The sequence below is a fragment of the Paenibacillus sp. SAFN-054 genome, assembly GCF_051966755.1.
GTDB lineage: Bacteria > Bacillota > Bacilli > Paenibacillales > Paenibacillaceae > Paenibacillus_AQ.
In genome coordinates, this window is the sequence record NZ_JBQCKS010000005.1 from 22,845 (window position 1) to 37,022 (window position 14,178).

Below are 14,178 nucleotides of genomic sequence, written 5' to 3' on the forward strand. Positions count from 1 at the left end.
CCTCTAACTCTACTGATTTCTCTCCCAATATCAGGGGTTGAGCCACAAAAGTCGGCCTTAGCGTTTCGAGCGTACGGCCGAGCTGCTGCGGGATTTAAACAGATGAATGTTCTCAAGCGCTTTCCCTGTACCGATCGCAACACAGTCCAGAGGATTCTCAGCCACGATGACAGGCATGCCCGTTTCTTCGGCCAGCAGCTTGTCCAGGTTGCGCAGCAGGGCTCCGCCGCCTGTAAGCACGATCCCGCGGTCCATAATATCGGCCGCAAGCTCCGGAGGACATTTCTCCAGCGTAACTTTGACTGCTTCGACAATGGCATTGACCGTATCGGAAAGCGCCTCGCTGATTTCATCGGACGTAATGGTGATCGTTTTCGGCAGACCTGTTACAAGGTCGCGGCCGCGAATTTCGCTCGTTTCCACCTGCTCGAGCGGCAGTGCAGAGCCGATTTCCATTTTGAGCTGCTCGGACGTTCTTTCACCAATCATCAGATTGTACTGGCGTTTGATGTATTGAATGATGGACTCGTCCATTTCATCGCCCGCAACGCGAACGGAGCGGCTCGTGACAATACCGCCAAGAGAAATAACGGCCACTTCCGTCGTACCTCCGCCGATATCAACGACCATGCTGCCTGTCGGTTCCCATACCGGCAAATCAGCACCGATCGCAGCCGCAAACGGTTCTTCGATCGTATAAGCTTCGCGGGCACCGGCTTGCTTCGTCGCGTCTTCAACGGCGCGCTGCTCAACGGCGGTAATCCCCGACGGCACGCATACCATGACATTCGGATGGCGCTGGAACATCGAGCGCTGTTTCTGAGCTTGACGGATGAAATATTTAATCATTGTTGCCGTCGTGTCGAAATCAGCGATTACGCCGTCTTTCATCGGGCGAATGGCACGGATGTTGCCAGGCGTGCGTCCGATCATTTTCTTCGCAGACTCACCGACAGCCTCGATGCTTTTCGTATCCGTACGAATCGCAACAACGGAAGGTTCTCTTACAACAATTCCTTTACCACGGACATAGACGAGCGTATTCGCTGTCCCCAAATCAATTCCCAAGTCTTTCGTGAAACTTCCTAACATGCTGTAATCTCCCTTTCTTCGTCAATCTCAACTATTATATTACATCAAGCCTTGCTCCTTCAAACTGACGAATTCCCCGTCACCGATAATCAGATGATCCAGCACTTCGATGCCCACGATTTCCCCTGCTTCCTTCAAACGTGAAGTCAGGGAAATATCTTCGGGACTCGGCGTCGGATCTCCGCTCGGATGGTTATGCGCGCAGACAAGCGATGCACTGCTGCACTTGATGGCTGCACGAAACACCTCGCGCGGATGGACAATGGAGGCGTTCAGACTGCCGATCGAAAGCGTCTCTTGAGCAATAATGTGATTTTTCGTATTTAGAAATAAACAAACAAAATGTTCTTTTTGCAGGTAACGCAGCTGTTCCGTCAGAACTTCAGCCGCATCCCGCGGACTGCGGATAATGACCGGTTCGTCCATACGGGTGCGTGCCAGCCGCTGCCCAAGCTCGATTCCGGCTTTGAGCTGAACGGCTTTGGCGCTGCCGATTCCTTTGATGGCCATCATTTCCTCAATGCTCATGTCCACAAGCCGGCGCATGCTGCCAACCTGCTTCAAGATACGCTGGGCCAAGTGCACGGCGGATTCCTGCCGCGTACCCGTCCGGAGTAGAATAGCCAACAATTCTGCGTGGCTCAGTGCGCCCGCCCCATACTGCAGCATGCGTTCTCTGGGTCTTTCCTGATGGGGGATGTCGCGAAGCATGTACGTTTGCGACTCCATAAGTTCCCCTACTTTCCCTTCACTCAAATCTCATCCACGCTTACAGAACGTCTATGCCAAATTCCGACAGCATGTCGGAAAGCAGCGAAATAGGCAGTCCAACGACGGTAAAATAACAGCCCTCAATCCGTTCCACCAAAGTGGCGCCTAAACCTTGAATGCCGTATGCGCCAGCTTTATCGCCGGGCTCCCCGCTTTTTACGTAAGCATCTATTTTCTCATCAGAAAGCTTCTTCATGGTTACCTTCGTCGAACGGTGGCGTACAAGCGTTTCGCCGCTTGCCGCATCAATGCACGCGATTCCCGTGTACACAAAATGAGTGTTGCCCTGCAAAGATTTCAGCATTCGAAAAGCATCCGCGTCATCCGCGGGCTTGCCGAGAACCTGCTCATTCAGGACAACGATCGTATCACTGCCAACAATGACGGCATTCTCGGAAGGATCCGCTATAAGGGCATAAACCGCCTGCGCTTTGCGAAGCGCCAAGCCCTCTACGATTTGCTGGGGCGTCCAGTCTTCCGGAGTATGTTCGTCTGCATGGCTGGGATGGATCTCGTACGGTATATGTAGAGAAGCGATCAGCTCCTGCCTTCTGGGTGAGGTCGATGCCAGTACGATCCGGCGTGAATGGTTTGATTTCAATGAAAGGATCTCCTTTTTCCGGTAGTTACAGCCTGCGATACAGCCACACGGAGACGATGATGCCGATCAAACTCAGCAGGCTCAGTTTCATTTGAATGGTGATGTCGTAGCTGATAATGTCCAAATTAGCTTGTGGTGACCACTTAATGAGTGTTGATGCAGTCAGAAAAGAAAGGGCTTGTACAGGTTCCAGGGCCTTTGCGATCCAGGCACCCGCCAGCCAGCCAAGCAGTATAAACAAGAGCAGTATTCCTACGTTCTTTTTCATCCTTCTCTTCCCTCGCCATAATTTGACACCCACATTATTATACGGTTATTTGGACACCAATACAAACACAAATCCGGTATGGGGAACTATTTCCAGTTCCATACCGGATATGCATTGACTTACAAAATGAACCGCCATCCGGCCTTCCACCTTCTTCCTGAAAAGGTTCCGGACCCGCGATGATTCGCCTATGCTTTCCCCAATTTCCCGATCAATGCCTTCTGGCCTTTGATGTACTCCAGCATGCTGGACTGCACTTCCCACAAATGCCCTTTCGAATGGTTGCGGTTGTATTCCGTGATCGCCGAAACTGCGCTGTTCATCGACTGCTCCATCCGGGCTCCGAGCTCCTCTTCATCCTGTCCAAGGCCGGTTTGAAGCGATTTGATCGACTCCAGCCAGTGGCTGTGGAGGTCGGTCAGGACAGCGTTGTTATCGGCGTCCAGCGCCGGAGGGTTCTCCTGGCCGAGAAGCTCAGCCGAAATTTGGCTCAGCTTGGATACAAGCTCGGAGCTGACGGCGAAATACTGGTTAACCGTGTCCGCTTCACCGCCAAAATTCATCTCCGTTGCTGCCGGAAGCTTGATTTCTTTGACGTAGAGCTCCAGCCCCTCGCCCTTCATCTGATTGCTGAGGAGCTTGGCCAGGTCGCGGTCCGTGGACACCCCAGCGTATACACGGTTCTCCTGATCCGGATCCCGGCCGGCGGCAACGCCGAGCTGCTGCAGCTCTTTTTGCGCCTGTTCTGCCCGTTCCTGACTGCTGAAGACGCCATACTGAAGCATATAGTATGATTGTCCCTGGACCTGCACCGTGACCGGGGCGGCCTTGGCGGCTTCGGTCTGTGCCTGAGTCACGGATTCCGTGCCCGGACTCCCCGGGAGAATAGAGCCCTCGGAGCCATCCTTAAAGAAGGAAAGAACCACGAATCCGAATAACGCTCCCGTCACGACCGCGCCTGTAATGGTGCCGACAATCTTCCAGAGCGAAGCCGGACGCCGCGGGCGGTAAGATCCGTCCCTAATCTCCGGATAGACGGAGTCGGCGAGATTCATCCCTTCCGCTGCATAATCATCCTTCACGATCTCGCTGCCGTATGCATCGAGATCATAAAGATCCTCAAGCCTGGAATCCGTCTCATTCTTCAAAGGTGGCTGCTGACCGGCCAGCATCTCGCCCCAAGGGTCTTCTTTCTCGAACGGATCCGACCATCCCGGCATCGGTCCGGAAATCACCGTCAGATGATCACGCGTTTTCTTCACGGGTTCATGCAGCTCATAATCATACCGGAAGGAATCCATGATATCGGTATGTCCTTGCCCCTGAGCTTCCATCTCCTGCTTCTCTTCGGCCTGCCGCGGTGCAGTCTTCTGCTCGTCCTGATCAGCCTTAAGCTTGTCGGATCTCTCCTCATTGAACCGGAAAGTCATTCTCGCTTTATTCACCGTCATACACCTCGCCCTTGTCTCATTACAAAGTATATATGACAGATTGTCCGAAGTTATGCCGCAAGAAGTCGGCTTACCTGCTAAAGACTGATTCCATTCCCTTCTCACCTTCTCTGGATTAGAACAAATGACAAGCCAAAAAAAGGATAGTTCCATCCGCAGTCTAACTTGCGGTTGGAACTATCCTCTGAAAGCAGCCTATGTAAGCCGCAGATCTTAATAGAAACCTAAAGCTCTTTCGCCAGCTGATAGCCGACCTTCCAAATATCTCCGGCTCCCATCGTAATGACGAGCGTCCCCGGCTGAATTCGCTGCTTCAGATCCGCCAGGACGTCTTCCTTGGTTGGAAGATATCTTGCGCCGGCATTGCTGTTCTGGATAATCAGCTCCACCAGCTTCGAGGAATGAACGCCTTCGATCTGTTTCTCTCCCGCGGGCGAATAGATGTCAGTAATAATGACTTCGTCCGCTTCGCTGAACGCCCGGCTGAATGCATCCAGCAGGAAGAACGTACGGGTGTACCGCTGCGGCTGGAATACCGCAATAATCCGTTTGCCCGTCGCTTTTGCAGCACTGATCGTTGCCTCGATCTCCGTTGGATGATGGGCGTAATCGTCGATGATGAGCATATCGTTCTTTTCACCGAGCACTTGGAAGCGGCGCTTGGCTCCATGGAACTTCGAGATGCCCTCGGCAATGCTCGCGAACGGAATCCCTGCCAGAAGACAGGAAATCACCGTCGCCATCGCGTTATACACGTTATGGCGTCCCGGTACAGACAACTCGACCGTTCCGAGCGGGTTGCCCTTGTGATTCATCGTAAACGATACGTGCCGGTCTCCAAGCACCAGATCGGTTGCGGTATACTCCGCGTCCGTATCGATTCCGTATGTGGCCACCTGGCAGCGGATGCCCGGAATGATCGCCTGAATGTTGGCATCGTCTCCGCACACCACGGCCGTGCCGTCCTCGCGGATTTGATTCAGAAACTGAACGTATGCTCCCTTCAGCTTCTCGAAGTCGCCGTCGTAGTTCTCCAGATGGTCGGCTTCAATGTTGGTCACGATGCCGAGCCATGGATGATACTGAAGGAAAGAACCATCGCTTTCATCCGCTTCAGCGACGACGAAGTCGCCTTTTCCGGCCTTCGCGTTGGTACCGACGTTCATGATCTCGCCGCCGATAATATAGGTGGGATCCACGCCGCATTCCTCCATGACCAAAGCGATCATGGAAGACGTCGTCGTCTTGCCGTGGGCACCGGCGACCGCTACACCCTTGCGCTCATTCAGCAGTCTCGCCAGCATCTGTGAGCGGTGAAGAATCGGAATGTTCAGCTGCTCCGCTTCCACCCGTTCCACATTGTCTTTGGACAAAGCTGTCGAGTACACGACCAAATCTGCACCGTGCACCTGCTCCGCCGTATGTCCGATATAAATTTTGGCGCCTTTGGCAGCCAATTTCTCCGTTAATTCCTGGGAAGCCACATCCGAGCCCGTGACCTTATATCCCATTTCAAGCATAACCCGTGCGATGGCGCTCATCCCGTAGCCACCAATACCGATAAAATGAACATGTTCCGTATTCAACAGATTTTCACCAACCTTTTTCAGAATCGGTCTGACCCAGCAGAGCGGCCCGCACATCCGATATTAAATAAAGCGTGCCGGATACCACCGCCAAATCCTCCGCTTCTGTCCGTGACTTAAGTAGTTCTAGCGCGTTCTTCCAATCCGGTTCTACGATGATTTGCAAACCTGGTTTGCCGTAGGAATGCTTCAGCCCCTCTGCGATGTCATGCAGCGCAGCGGCGTCCATTTTTTTCCGGAAGTCCGGCTCGGTCAGGATAAGCGTATCCACTATAGGAAGTATATGCTTCAAGTAGGATTCATGATGCTTATTCGACAGCATTCCCATCATCAAATTTAAACGTTCATGCGGATAGTGCCTCTCAATGCTTTTCCGCAGGGATTCCGCTCCCTCCGGGTTATGGGCCCCATCCAGTACGATCCGCGGCGTGGATGGAATTTCTTCCATGCGCCCAGCCCAGAACGTATCGCGGAATCCTTGTAAAATATCCTCTTCATCCATGACGAAGGCCATGTATTGGCGAAGGACTTCTAGTGCCATCAGCGCACCGGCCGCGTTGGCGATCTGATGCTCACCCTTCATGCCGATTTCAATGTCGTACTCACGGAACGGACCCGAAAAGTGGAACGTCTGGTACGGCCCCTTTTCGCCCGTATACTCGTAGCTGAACTTTTCACCCGCCAAATACAGGGTGGTCCGGCATTCCTCCGCTTTTTTGCGGAGCACCTGAATGGCTTCCGGCTGCTGCACGCAGCTGACGACAGGTACACCCGGTTTAATGATGCCTGCCTTTTCAAAAGCGATCTGCTCAACCGTGTCGCCAAGCACGTCCGTATGATCCATGCCCACGTTGGTGATGACCGACACCACCGGGAATACGATATTGGTTACATCCAGCCTTCCCCCAAGCCCGGTCTCCCATACGACGATGTCCGGTACGCATTCCTCTGCATAATACACGATCGCTAGTGCCGTCGACACCTCGAACATGGTAGGCGATCCGAGCTCCGTTGCCGCAATGGCTTCCACGATCGGGTACAGACGGTTTGCAATCGCGAGCAGCGTCTCTTCCGGAATGTCCTCCCCGTTATACTGAAAACGGTTCGTGAATTTGGTGATGTACGGGGAAGTGAAGGTTCCCACCGTATATCCGCTTTGCAGCAGAACCCGGGTTAAAAACGCGCAGGTCGAACCCTTGCCGTTCGTTCCCGCGACATGGACGAACTTCAGGCGCCGATGAGGGTTGTGCAGCATTTCCATCATCTTTTCGATTCTTGACATGCCCGGGCGGATTCCAAAAGGAATCAGCCCGTTAATCCAGTCTACAGCTTCTGTATATGTGTTCAGGTATGCAGAGGCTTCAAATTGATCTCCCATTTACCATTTCACCTTCTGAATTTATTTGGTCGTTGGATGTCGTTGATCCCCGGTCAATCGGTTTGCCGCTAATCAGCCCTTCAATTCCTCGATGCGCGCGATGACCTTGCTTCGCTTATCGGAGTAATCGGCCATCTTCGCCTTTTCCTCCTCAATGACCTTCGCCGGTGCCTTCGAGACGAAGCCTTCGTTGCCGAGCTTCTTCTCGACGCGCTGCACTTCGCCGTTCAGGTTCTGAAGCTCTTTTTCAAGACGGGCAATTTCCTGGTCGATATCGATCAGGCCTGCCAGCGGCAGGTAGAGCTCCGCGCCTGTAACGACCGCAGTCATCGCTTTGTCAGGGGTTTCAAGCCCGAGCCCTGCTTCAAAGCTGGACGTATTACAGAAGCGCTGAACGTAAATTTCGTTGCGGTTTACGATCTGAAGCAGCTGATCATCCCCGGCCTTAAGCATCAGCTCAACCTTTTTGCTCATCGGCACGTTCACTTCGGCGCGAATGTTCCGTACCGAACGGATGACGTCCATCAGCAAGGACATCTCGCGGGCAGCCTCGGCATTCTCAAGAGCAGGATCGAATTCCGGCCAGGAGGCCAGCGTGATCGACTCGCCCTGATGCGGGAGATGCTGCCAGATCTCTTCCGAGATAAAAGGCATGAACGGATGAATCATCCGCAGCGTGCGGTCAAGCACGTAGGAAAGCACCGACTTCGTCGTATTCTTCGCTGCCTCGTCTTCCCCATACAGGGACAGTTTGGAGAATTCGATATACCAGTCGCAGAGGTCATCCCAGATGAAGTTGTACAGCAGGCGGCCGGTTTCACCAAATTCATAGGCATCTATTAGACGCGTGATGTCGCGGGAAGTTTCGTTCAACCGGTGCAGAATCCAGCGGTCAGCCGTGCTGAGCTCGCCGCTTATGTCTATGTCGTCATAAGTGAAGCCCTGCAGGTTCATGAGCGCAAAACGCGAAGCATTCCAGATTTTGTTAGCGAAGTTCCGAGCCTGTTCCACGCGCTCCCAACGGAAACGGAGATCCTGTCCCGGGGTGCTGCTCGTCGAAATCATGTAACGCATGGCATCCGCGCCGTATTGTTCGATCACATCCAGCGGATCTACGCCGTTACCGAGCGATTTGGACATCTTCTTGCCTTCCGGATCGCGAACCAGGCCATGCATCAGCACGTCCTTGAACGGAATTTCCCCGGTGAATTCCAGCGCCGTAAAGATCATGCGGGCCACCCAGAAATAAATGATATCGTATCCGGTAACCAGCACATCCGTCGGATAGAACCGCTTCAGATCCTCCGTCTGGTCCGGCCAGCCGAGGGTCGAGAACGGCCACAGCGCCGAGCTGAACCAGGTATCGAGCACGTCCTCATCTTGGCGAAGCGAGGTCGAGCCGCATTTCGAGCACTTCGTTACGTCCTCATGGGCCACATGGATTTCACCGCAGGATTCGCAGTACCATGCCGGAATGCGATGTCCCCACCACAGCTGACGGGAAATGCACCAGTCACGAACATTTTCGATCCAGTTCAAATAGGTCTTTTCAAAACGGTCGGGCACGAAGTTTACGCCCTTGCCGGATTTTTGGGCTTCGATCGCTGCTTCGGCCAGCGGCTGCATTTTTACGAACCACTGCGTGGACAGATAAGGCTCTACAACCGCTCCGGTGCGCTCGCTGTGTCCAACCTGGTGAAGATGGTCTTCGATCTTGATGAGTACACCCTGATCTTTCAAATCCTGAACGATTTGCTTGCGGCATTCGCTGCGGTCAAGCCCCTCGTATTTGCCCGCCAGCTCATTCATCGTGCCGGTCTCGTCCATTACCGTAATTTGCGGAAGGTTATGGCGCTGGCCTACCTCGAAGTCGTTCGGGTCATGGGACGGCGTAATTTTCACAGCGCCGCTTCCGAATTCCTTGTCAACGTATTCGTCGGCGATCACCGGAATTTCGCGTCCGACGATCGGCAGCACAAGCATTTTCCCGATCATGTCCTTGTAACGCTCGTCTTTCGGGTGAACGGCAACGGCCGAATCGCCCAGCATCGTTTCCGGGCGCGTCGTCGCGACCGTAATATGTCCGCTTCCATCCTTCAGCGGGTACGACAGATGATACAAGTGTCCCTGTACCTCTTTGTATTCAACCTCGATATCGGAAAGCGCCGTACGTGCCGCCGGATCCCAGTTGATGATGCGCTTGCCCCGGTAGATCAGGCCTTTATCGTGCAGCTTGACGAACACCTCGCGCACAGCTTTGGACAAGCCTTCGTCCAGCGTGAAGCGTTCTCTGGAGTAATCGAGGGAGAAGCCCATTTTTGCCCACTGCTCGTGAATGGTATCCGCATATTTATCCTTCCATTCCCATACCTTCTCAAGGAACTTCTCCCGGCCCAGGTCATAGCGGGTCACGCCTTCCTCGCGAAGCTTTTGCTCAACTTTCGTTTGGGTCGCGATGCCCGCATGGTCGGATCCCGGGAGCCACAATGCGTCGTAGCCCTGCATCCGCTTCGTGCGGATCAGGATATCCTGCAGCGTAAAGTCCAGCGCGTGCCCGATATGAAGCATCCCCGTTACGTTCGGGGGCGGAATGACGATGGTGTAGGGCTTGGCGTCTTTGCGCTGGCCTGCCTTGAAAAATTCGCCCTCGATCCAGTATTTGTACCATTTCTCTTCCGCTGCCTTCGGATCATAAGTCGTCGGCATTTCGGTCGTTAATTTGTTGTCCTGCTCTGTCATCTTTCATTCCTCCATCACAAGATCAGCTGTTATTCCGAAAAAAACAAAAAAGCCCTTCGTCCTCAAAGGACGAAAGGCTGTTCTTTCGCGGTACCACCTTTGTTTCGCGTATGCCGATGCAAAAACATCCTCGCCCTCGGCTGGCCACACTTAAGCGGCTGCCTGTACGTACGCGACACTTCATGCAGATAACGGCTGCGGCCGGTCATGCCCTAACCCGATTCAACAGGCTCAAGCAGACAACTCCCGGGCGACTTTTGGCTGTATGCATCCTGCGGAATCTCACAGCGCAGCAATTCCGCTCTCTGAAGGGCATGACATCCTACTCTTCCCGATCATCGTTCTTGACAAAATATATACACATCATAACTTGGTTGTTGACTTAAGTCAACATTACCTGAATGCTGCCGTTTTTCGGAGAATTTACGCTACAGCTATATTATTATCATATGTATCGTTCTTAAACGGGTGTCCCCGGCGAAAACACAAAAAAGCGCCCGGGCTTCTCTGTAAAGCGCCGGACGCCTCCATTTATCGTTTTGTCGGTTCGATGCTCACGGAATATAGAGGACCTGACCTTCCTCGATCGTCTGTTCAGCCAGCCGGTTGTACAGCAGAATTTCACGGGCGCTAAGCTGGTAACGGTCCGCGATGGTCTCAAGCGTTTCCTCCCGCTGTACGATGCAGAGCCGCACTTTGCGGAACTGATTCTTCTCCGAGCTGCTTCCGAGAAACAGATTCTGCCACTGGATATCGTCGCCGGCGGTCGTTTCGCGTTCCGCTTCCTCCCTTTGCGCCTCTTCCGACACCGCCTGCTGCTCCTGCTCCTTAAGGGTACGGCTTGAAGCCAAAAGCGAAGAAAAGCCGATGGCTTCCTGAGGTGCGGACTGCGTTTCCTTCTTGCTGCTGAGCGCAATCCGCGGTTCTCGTTCGTCCGCCGCTTCTTCCTTGTGAACGGATTCCTGCTGGAAGGCGCTGAACGGGAAAGCGGGCTCCGAAGAAGCGGAGGTGAGGTAGATATCCTTCTCCTGATCCTCTTCTTCATCTGCAGGAATGGCGGTGTTCTCCGGATGAAGCAGCTCTGCTTCATCTTCATGCTCAAAGTGCCAGGAATTCGAAGACGCCGCTTTGTTCCCGCTGCGCTCTATGGATTCCTTGTCCGCATGAAACGCGGCTTGTGCAGATACCTCCTCAGGCTCCGGCGCCTTTGCATCTTCCCGCTGCTGGTAAGAAGGCTCGGGTTCCGGCGCAGCCTGCGGCTGGAATTCGGAATTAACGGCTTGGGCGGGCTCAGAAATGGCGTAGCTCTCCGCCGCATAGGCCTGCGATTCGTTATACGCTGAAGCAGTGGCTTCATTCGTTTCCCTGATCTCGGACTCATCCGCGCTTTCCTCCTCCTCTAAAAACGCGGCCAGCACCGGATCCTCCGCCGGATTGTCGGAGGCATGCACGACCGTAAATTCATCCGCATTCCAAGCCCCTGCCGGCTCATTCACCGCCGTTTCAATGCCCCGGAGTGAGAGCACGCCCGTAATGTTCAAGCTTCGCTGAGATAGAAGATCCACGTCGAAGTTCTCGATTTCAACGGCAATCTCGTCCAGAGAAGACACGCGGTTGGTAGGAACGGTGATCTCAACGGGAATAAAATGCTCGAGCCGCTGCGTATCGTCCTCCCCGTCTCCTCTGTATAATCCGCTGAGCAGCAGATGGCCCCGAAGCGCAACCTGATCTCCCTGGCTGATGACCTGAATGTGAGGCAGCAGCTCGATTTCTTCCAGCTCAGCAATACCTGCTACATCTTCCGATAGATGAATTCGTTCATAAATATCAAAGCGCAAACCGTAGGACTGGTCAAACACAGATAATGTCCTCCTTTCGGCATATTTCTAACCGTGAGTCTGCTCACGGCATGAGCCCTTCAATGCGTTACTCATTCTATCTATATGCTCCAAATAGGAGGGCATTCCAGTTTTACTCCAGCCTTAGCGGATTGCGCCAAGATTTTCTTTGGGAAAAGCTAGCAGTACGCTTCCTCAGAACAATTCCGTACTCTACGCTCTTCTGCTTCCCCGTATGCTTATTCGCTTATTGGGTTTGACTCAGCTTGTCCTGCAGGTTCTGCAAATCATCCGGCCAAGGATCATAAATTTCGATCCGCTCTCCCGTGAAGGGATGGTTGAACGCCAGCCGTTCACCGTGAAGCGCCTGCCTCGGAATTAAAGCAGTACTGCCGCCATACAGCGAATCCCCCAGCAGCGGATGTCCGGCATGGCTGAGATGCACGCGGATTTGATGCGTGCGCCCCGTTTCCAGCTCAAGGCGGACCCATGAGGCGTTTCTATAAATCTCCCCGACGGTAACGTGCGTTATGGCATGTTGTCCAGTACTGGACACCCTTCTTCGCTGCTTATGATGCCGATCCTTACCAATCGGCTGATCGATGACGGAGAGCTCGCGGGAGACCCTCCCTTGCACGAATGCTACATAGCTTCGGGCAATACGTTTGTGCCGCATATCTTCATCCAGCTTCAGCTGTGCCCAGTCGTTCTTGGCATACAGGACCGGACCCGACGTATCCTGATCCAATCTGTGGATATGCCGGACGGCAATCTCCTCCCCCTGCATCTGAACATGCGCCGCAACCGCATGATCAAGCGTAGGAACGGTCACGCCTTTGCTGCCGTCAGGGTGGATGTTTATGCCTGCAGGCTTATGCACGACAAGGCAGAAATCATCCTCGTACAAGATCTCAAGCTCCTGCCAAATCGGTTCAATGCCTGCCGGTTGAACGGGAAAGAGGGCCAGCCGAAGCCGGTCCCCCCTCCATTCCATTCCTTTATCGGCACGCAGCCGGTTTAACAGCTTCTCCGGCATGCCAAGCGTGCCCAGCAGCCAAGCCGCCGCTGCCTCGTCCCGATCCGGGGCAGCACTCAAACTTTTTCCGGGAGACAGCTCCAGCCACTGCCCGCGCCGCGTCCAGGTAATCACAGGTTTTTCAGGGCGTTGTAGTTGGCGTCGATAGTCGCATCGATATCCTCGACGCTGTGCGCGGCCGATACAAACATCCCTTCAAACTGGGAAGGGGCTACGCTGACGCCCTCTTCCACCAGATTGGCGAAGTACTTGGTAAAGCGCTGCAGATCACTTGCTTTGGCCGTATCATAGTTCACGACAGGGCCCTCCGTGAAGAACGGGCATACCATGGAACCGACGCGGTTCAATGTCACCGGAACGCCAAGCTCCTTGGCGTTCTTCTCGAAGCCTGCTGCCAGGCGCGAAGCACGCTCTTCAAGCTGCTCGTACACGGCTGGCGTGAGCAGTTTCAAAGTCGTATACCCCGCAACCATTGCCAGCGGATTGCCGCTAAGCGTACCGGCCTGGTAAATCGGTCCGGACGGAGCGATCTGCTCCATGATTTCGCGTTTGCCGCCATAGGCACCGACCGGCAGGCCGCCGCCGATGACCTTGCCGAGGCAGGTCAGGTCAGGCGTGATGCCGAACATTCCCTGCGCGCAGTGAATGTTGACGCGGAAACCGGTCATGACTTCATCGAAAATCAGCAGGCTGCCGTAGCGCGTCGTAATATCGCGCAAGCCTTGCAGGAAGCCCGGGAGCGGAGGCACGACGCCCATGTTGCCGGCAATCGGCTCGACAATGACGCAGGCAATCTCCTCGCCGAAGCGTTCAAACGCTACTTTAACGGATTCCAGATCGTTGTAAGCCACCGTAATGGTGCTCGAAGCGACGCTTTCCGGTACGCCCGGGCTGTCCGGCAGGCCGAGCGTAGCTACGCCCGAACCGGCTTTGATCAGCAGGCTGTCCGCATGGCCGTGGTAAGAGCCCTCGAATTTCAGGATTTTGCCCCGGCCCGTATATCCGCGGGCCAGCCGGATTGCGCTCATTGTCGCTTCCGTGCCTGAGTTAACCATCCGCACCACATCAATCGAAGGGACGCGTTCGCACACCAGCTTAGCCATTTCCGTCTCGATCAAGGTCGGAGCGCCGAAGCTCGTGCCTTTCGCGGCCGTCTCCTGAATGGCCGATATGACTTCGGGATGGGCATGGCCCATAATCAGGGGACCCCAGGAACCGATGTAATCGATAAAGCTGTTGCCGTCGATATCGTAAATCCTCGAACCTTTGGCGTGGTCCACATAAATGGGCGTGAGGCCGACCGATTTAAAGGCCCGTACCGGGCTGTTCACCCCACCGGGCAAATAATGTTTGGCTTCTTCGAACGCGGTGCGGGAAGCCTCTTCGTTACGCTTTCCAGACATACTCATGAAAGTCAC

At 54.2% G+C, this 14,178-nt stretch carries 11 protein-coding genes and 1 other annotated feature; all 11 genes read right to left on the reverse strand.

Annotation, left to right across the window (positions count from 1 at the left end):
- Positions 1 to 57: 57 nt before the first annotated feature.
- Complete coding sequence (locus tag ACTHPM_RS21140; RefSeq protein WP_036713014.1) at positions 58 to 1,092, reverse strand: rod shape-determining protein; 1,035 nt, start codon at positions 1,090 to 1,092, stop codon at positions 58 to 60.
- A gap of 39 nt (positions 1,093 to 1,131) precedes the next feature.
- Entirely contained in the window at positions 1,132 to 1,821 is a 690-nt protein-coding gene (radC, locus tag ACTHPM_RS21145; RefSeq protein WP_440398162.1) for a RadC family protein, read from the reverse strand.
- 40 nt (positions 1,822 to 1,861) lie between these two features.
- Entirely contained in the window at positions 1,862 to 2,464 is a 603-nt protein-coding gene (locus tag ACTHPM_RS21150; protein ID WP_440398161.1) for a Maf family protein, read from the reverse strand.
- A 25-nt stretch (positions 2,465 to 2,489) separates the two neighbouring features.
- Positions 2,490 to 2,732, reverse strand: coding sequence for a DUF4321 domain-containing protein (locus ACTHPM_RS21155; RefSeq protein WP_440398160.1), 243 nt, complete (start codon positions 2,730 to 2,732; stop codon positions 2,490 to 2,492).
- 188 nt (positions 2,733 to 2,920) lie between these two features.
- Entirely contained in the window at positions 2,921 to 4,177 is a 1,257-nt protein-coding gene (locus ACTHPM_RS21160) for an SPOR domain-containing protein (protein ID WP_440398159.1), read from the reverse strand.
- A gap of 230 nt (positions 4,178 to 4,407) precedes the next feature.
- Entirely contained in the window at positions 4,408 to 5,826 is a 1,419-nt protein-coding gene (gene murC / locus ACTHPM_RS21165; RefSeq protein WP_440398158.1) for a UDP-N-acetylmuramate--L-alanine ligase, read from the reverse strand.
- Entirely contained in the window at positions 5,777 to 7,147 is a 1,371-nt protein-coding gene (locus ACTHPM_RS21170; RefSeq protein ID WP_440398157.1) for a bifunctional folylpolyglutamate synthase/dihydrofolate synthase, read from the reverse strand. Before ACTHPM_RS21170 ends, murC begins: the two co-directional genes overlap by 50 nt.
- 72 nt (positions 7,148 to 7,219) lie before the next feature.
- Positions 7,220 to 9,886 carry a valine--tRNA ligase gene (locus ACTHPM_RS21175; protein WP_440398156.1) on the reverse strand — a complete coding sequence of 889 codons (2,667 nt, stop codon included), beginning with the start codon at positions 9,884 to 9,886 and terminating at the stop codon, positions 7,220 to 7,222.
- 62 nt (positions 9,887 to 9,948) lie between these two features.
- Positions 9,949 to 10,234: a binding site (T-box leader), on the reverse strand.
- Positions 10,235 to 10,440: 206 nt separating this feature from the next.
- Positions 10,441 to 11,745, reverse strand: a complete 1,305-nt coding sequence (locus tag ACTHPM_RS21180) for a LysM peptidoglycan-binding domain-containing protein (protein WP_440398154.1) — start codon at positions 11,743 to 11,745, stop codon at positions 10,441 to 10,443.
- Between the two features lie 226 nt (positions 11,746 to 11,971).
- Positions 11,972 to 12,874 (reverse strand): RluA family pseudouridine synthase, encoded by a 903-nt coding sequence (locus ACTHPM_RS21185; RefSeq protein WP_440398153.1) that lies wholly within the window; start codon positions 12,872 to 12,874, stop codon positions 11,972 to 11,974.
- Complete coding sequence (hemL, locus tag ACTHPM_RS21190; protein WP_440398152.1) at positions 12,871 to 14,169, reverse strand: glutamate-1-semialdehyde 2,1-aminomutase; 1,299 nt, start codon at positions 14,167 to 14,169, stop codon at positions 12,871 to 12,873. Before hemL ends, ACTHPM_RS21185 begins: the two co-directional genes overlap by 4 nt.
- Positions 14,170 to 14,178: the final 9 nt, after the last annotated feature.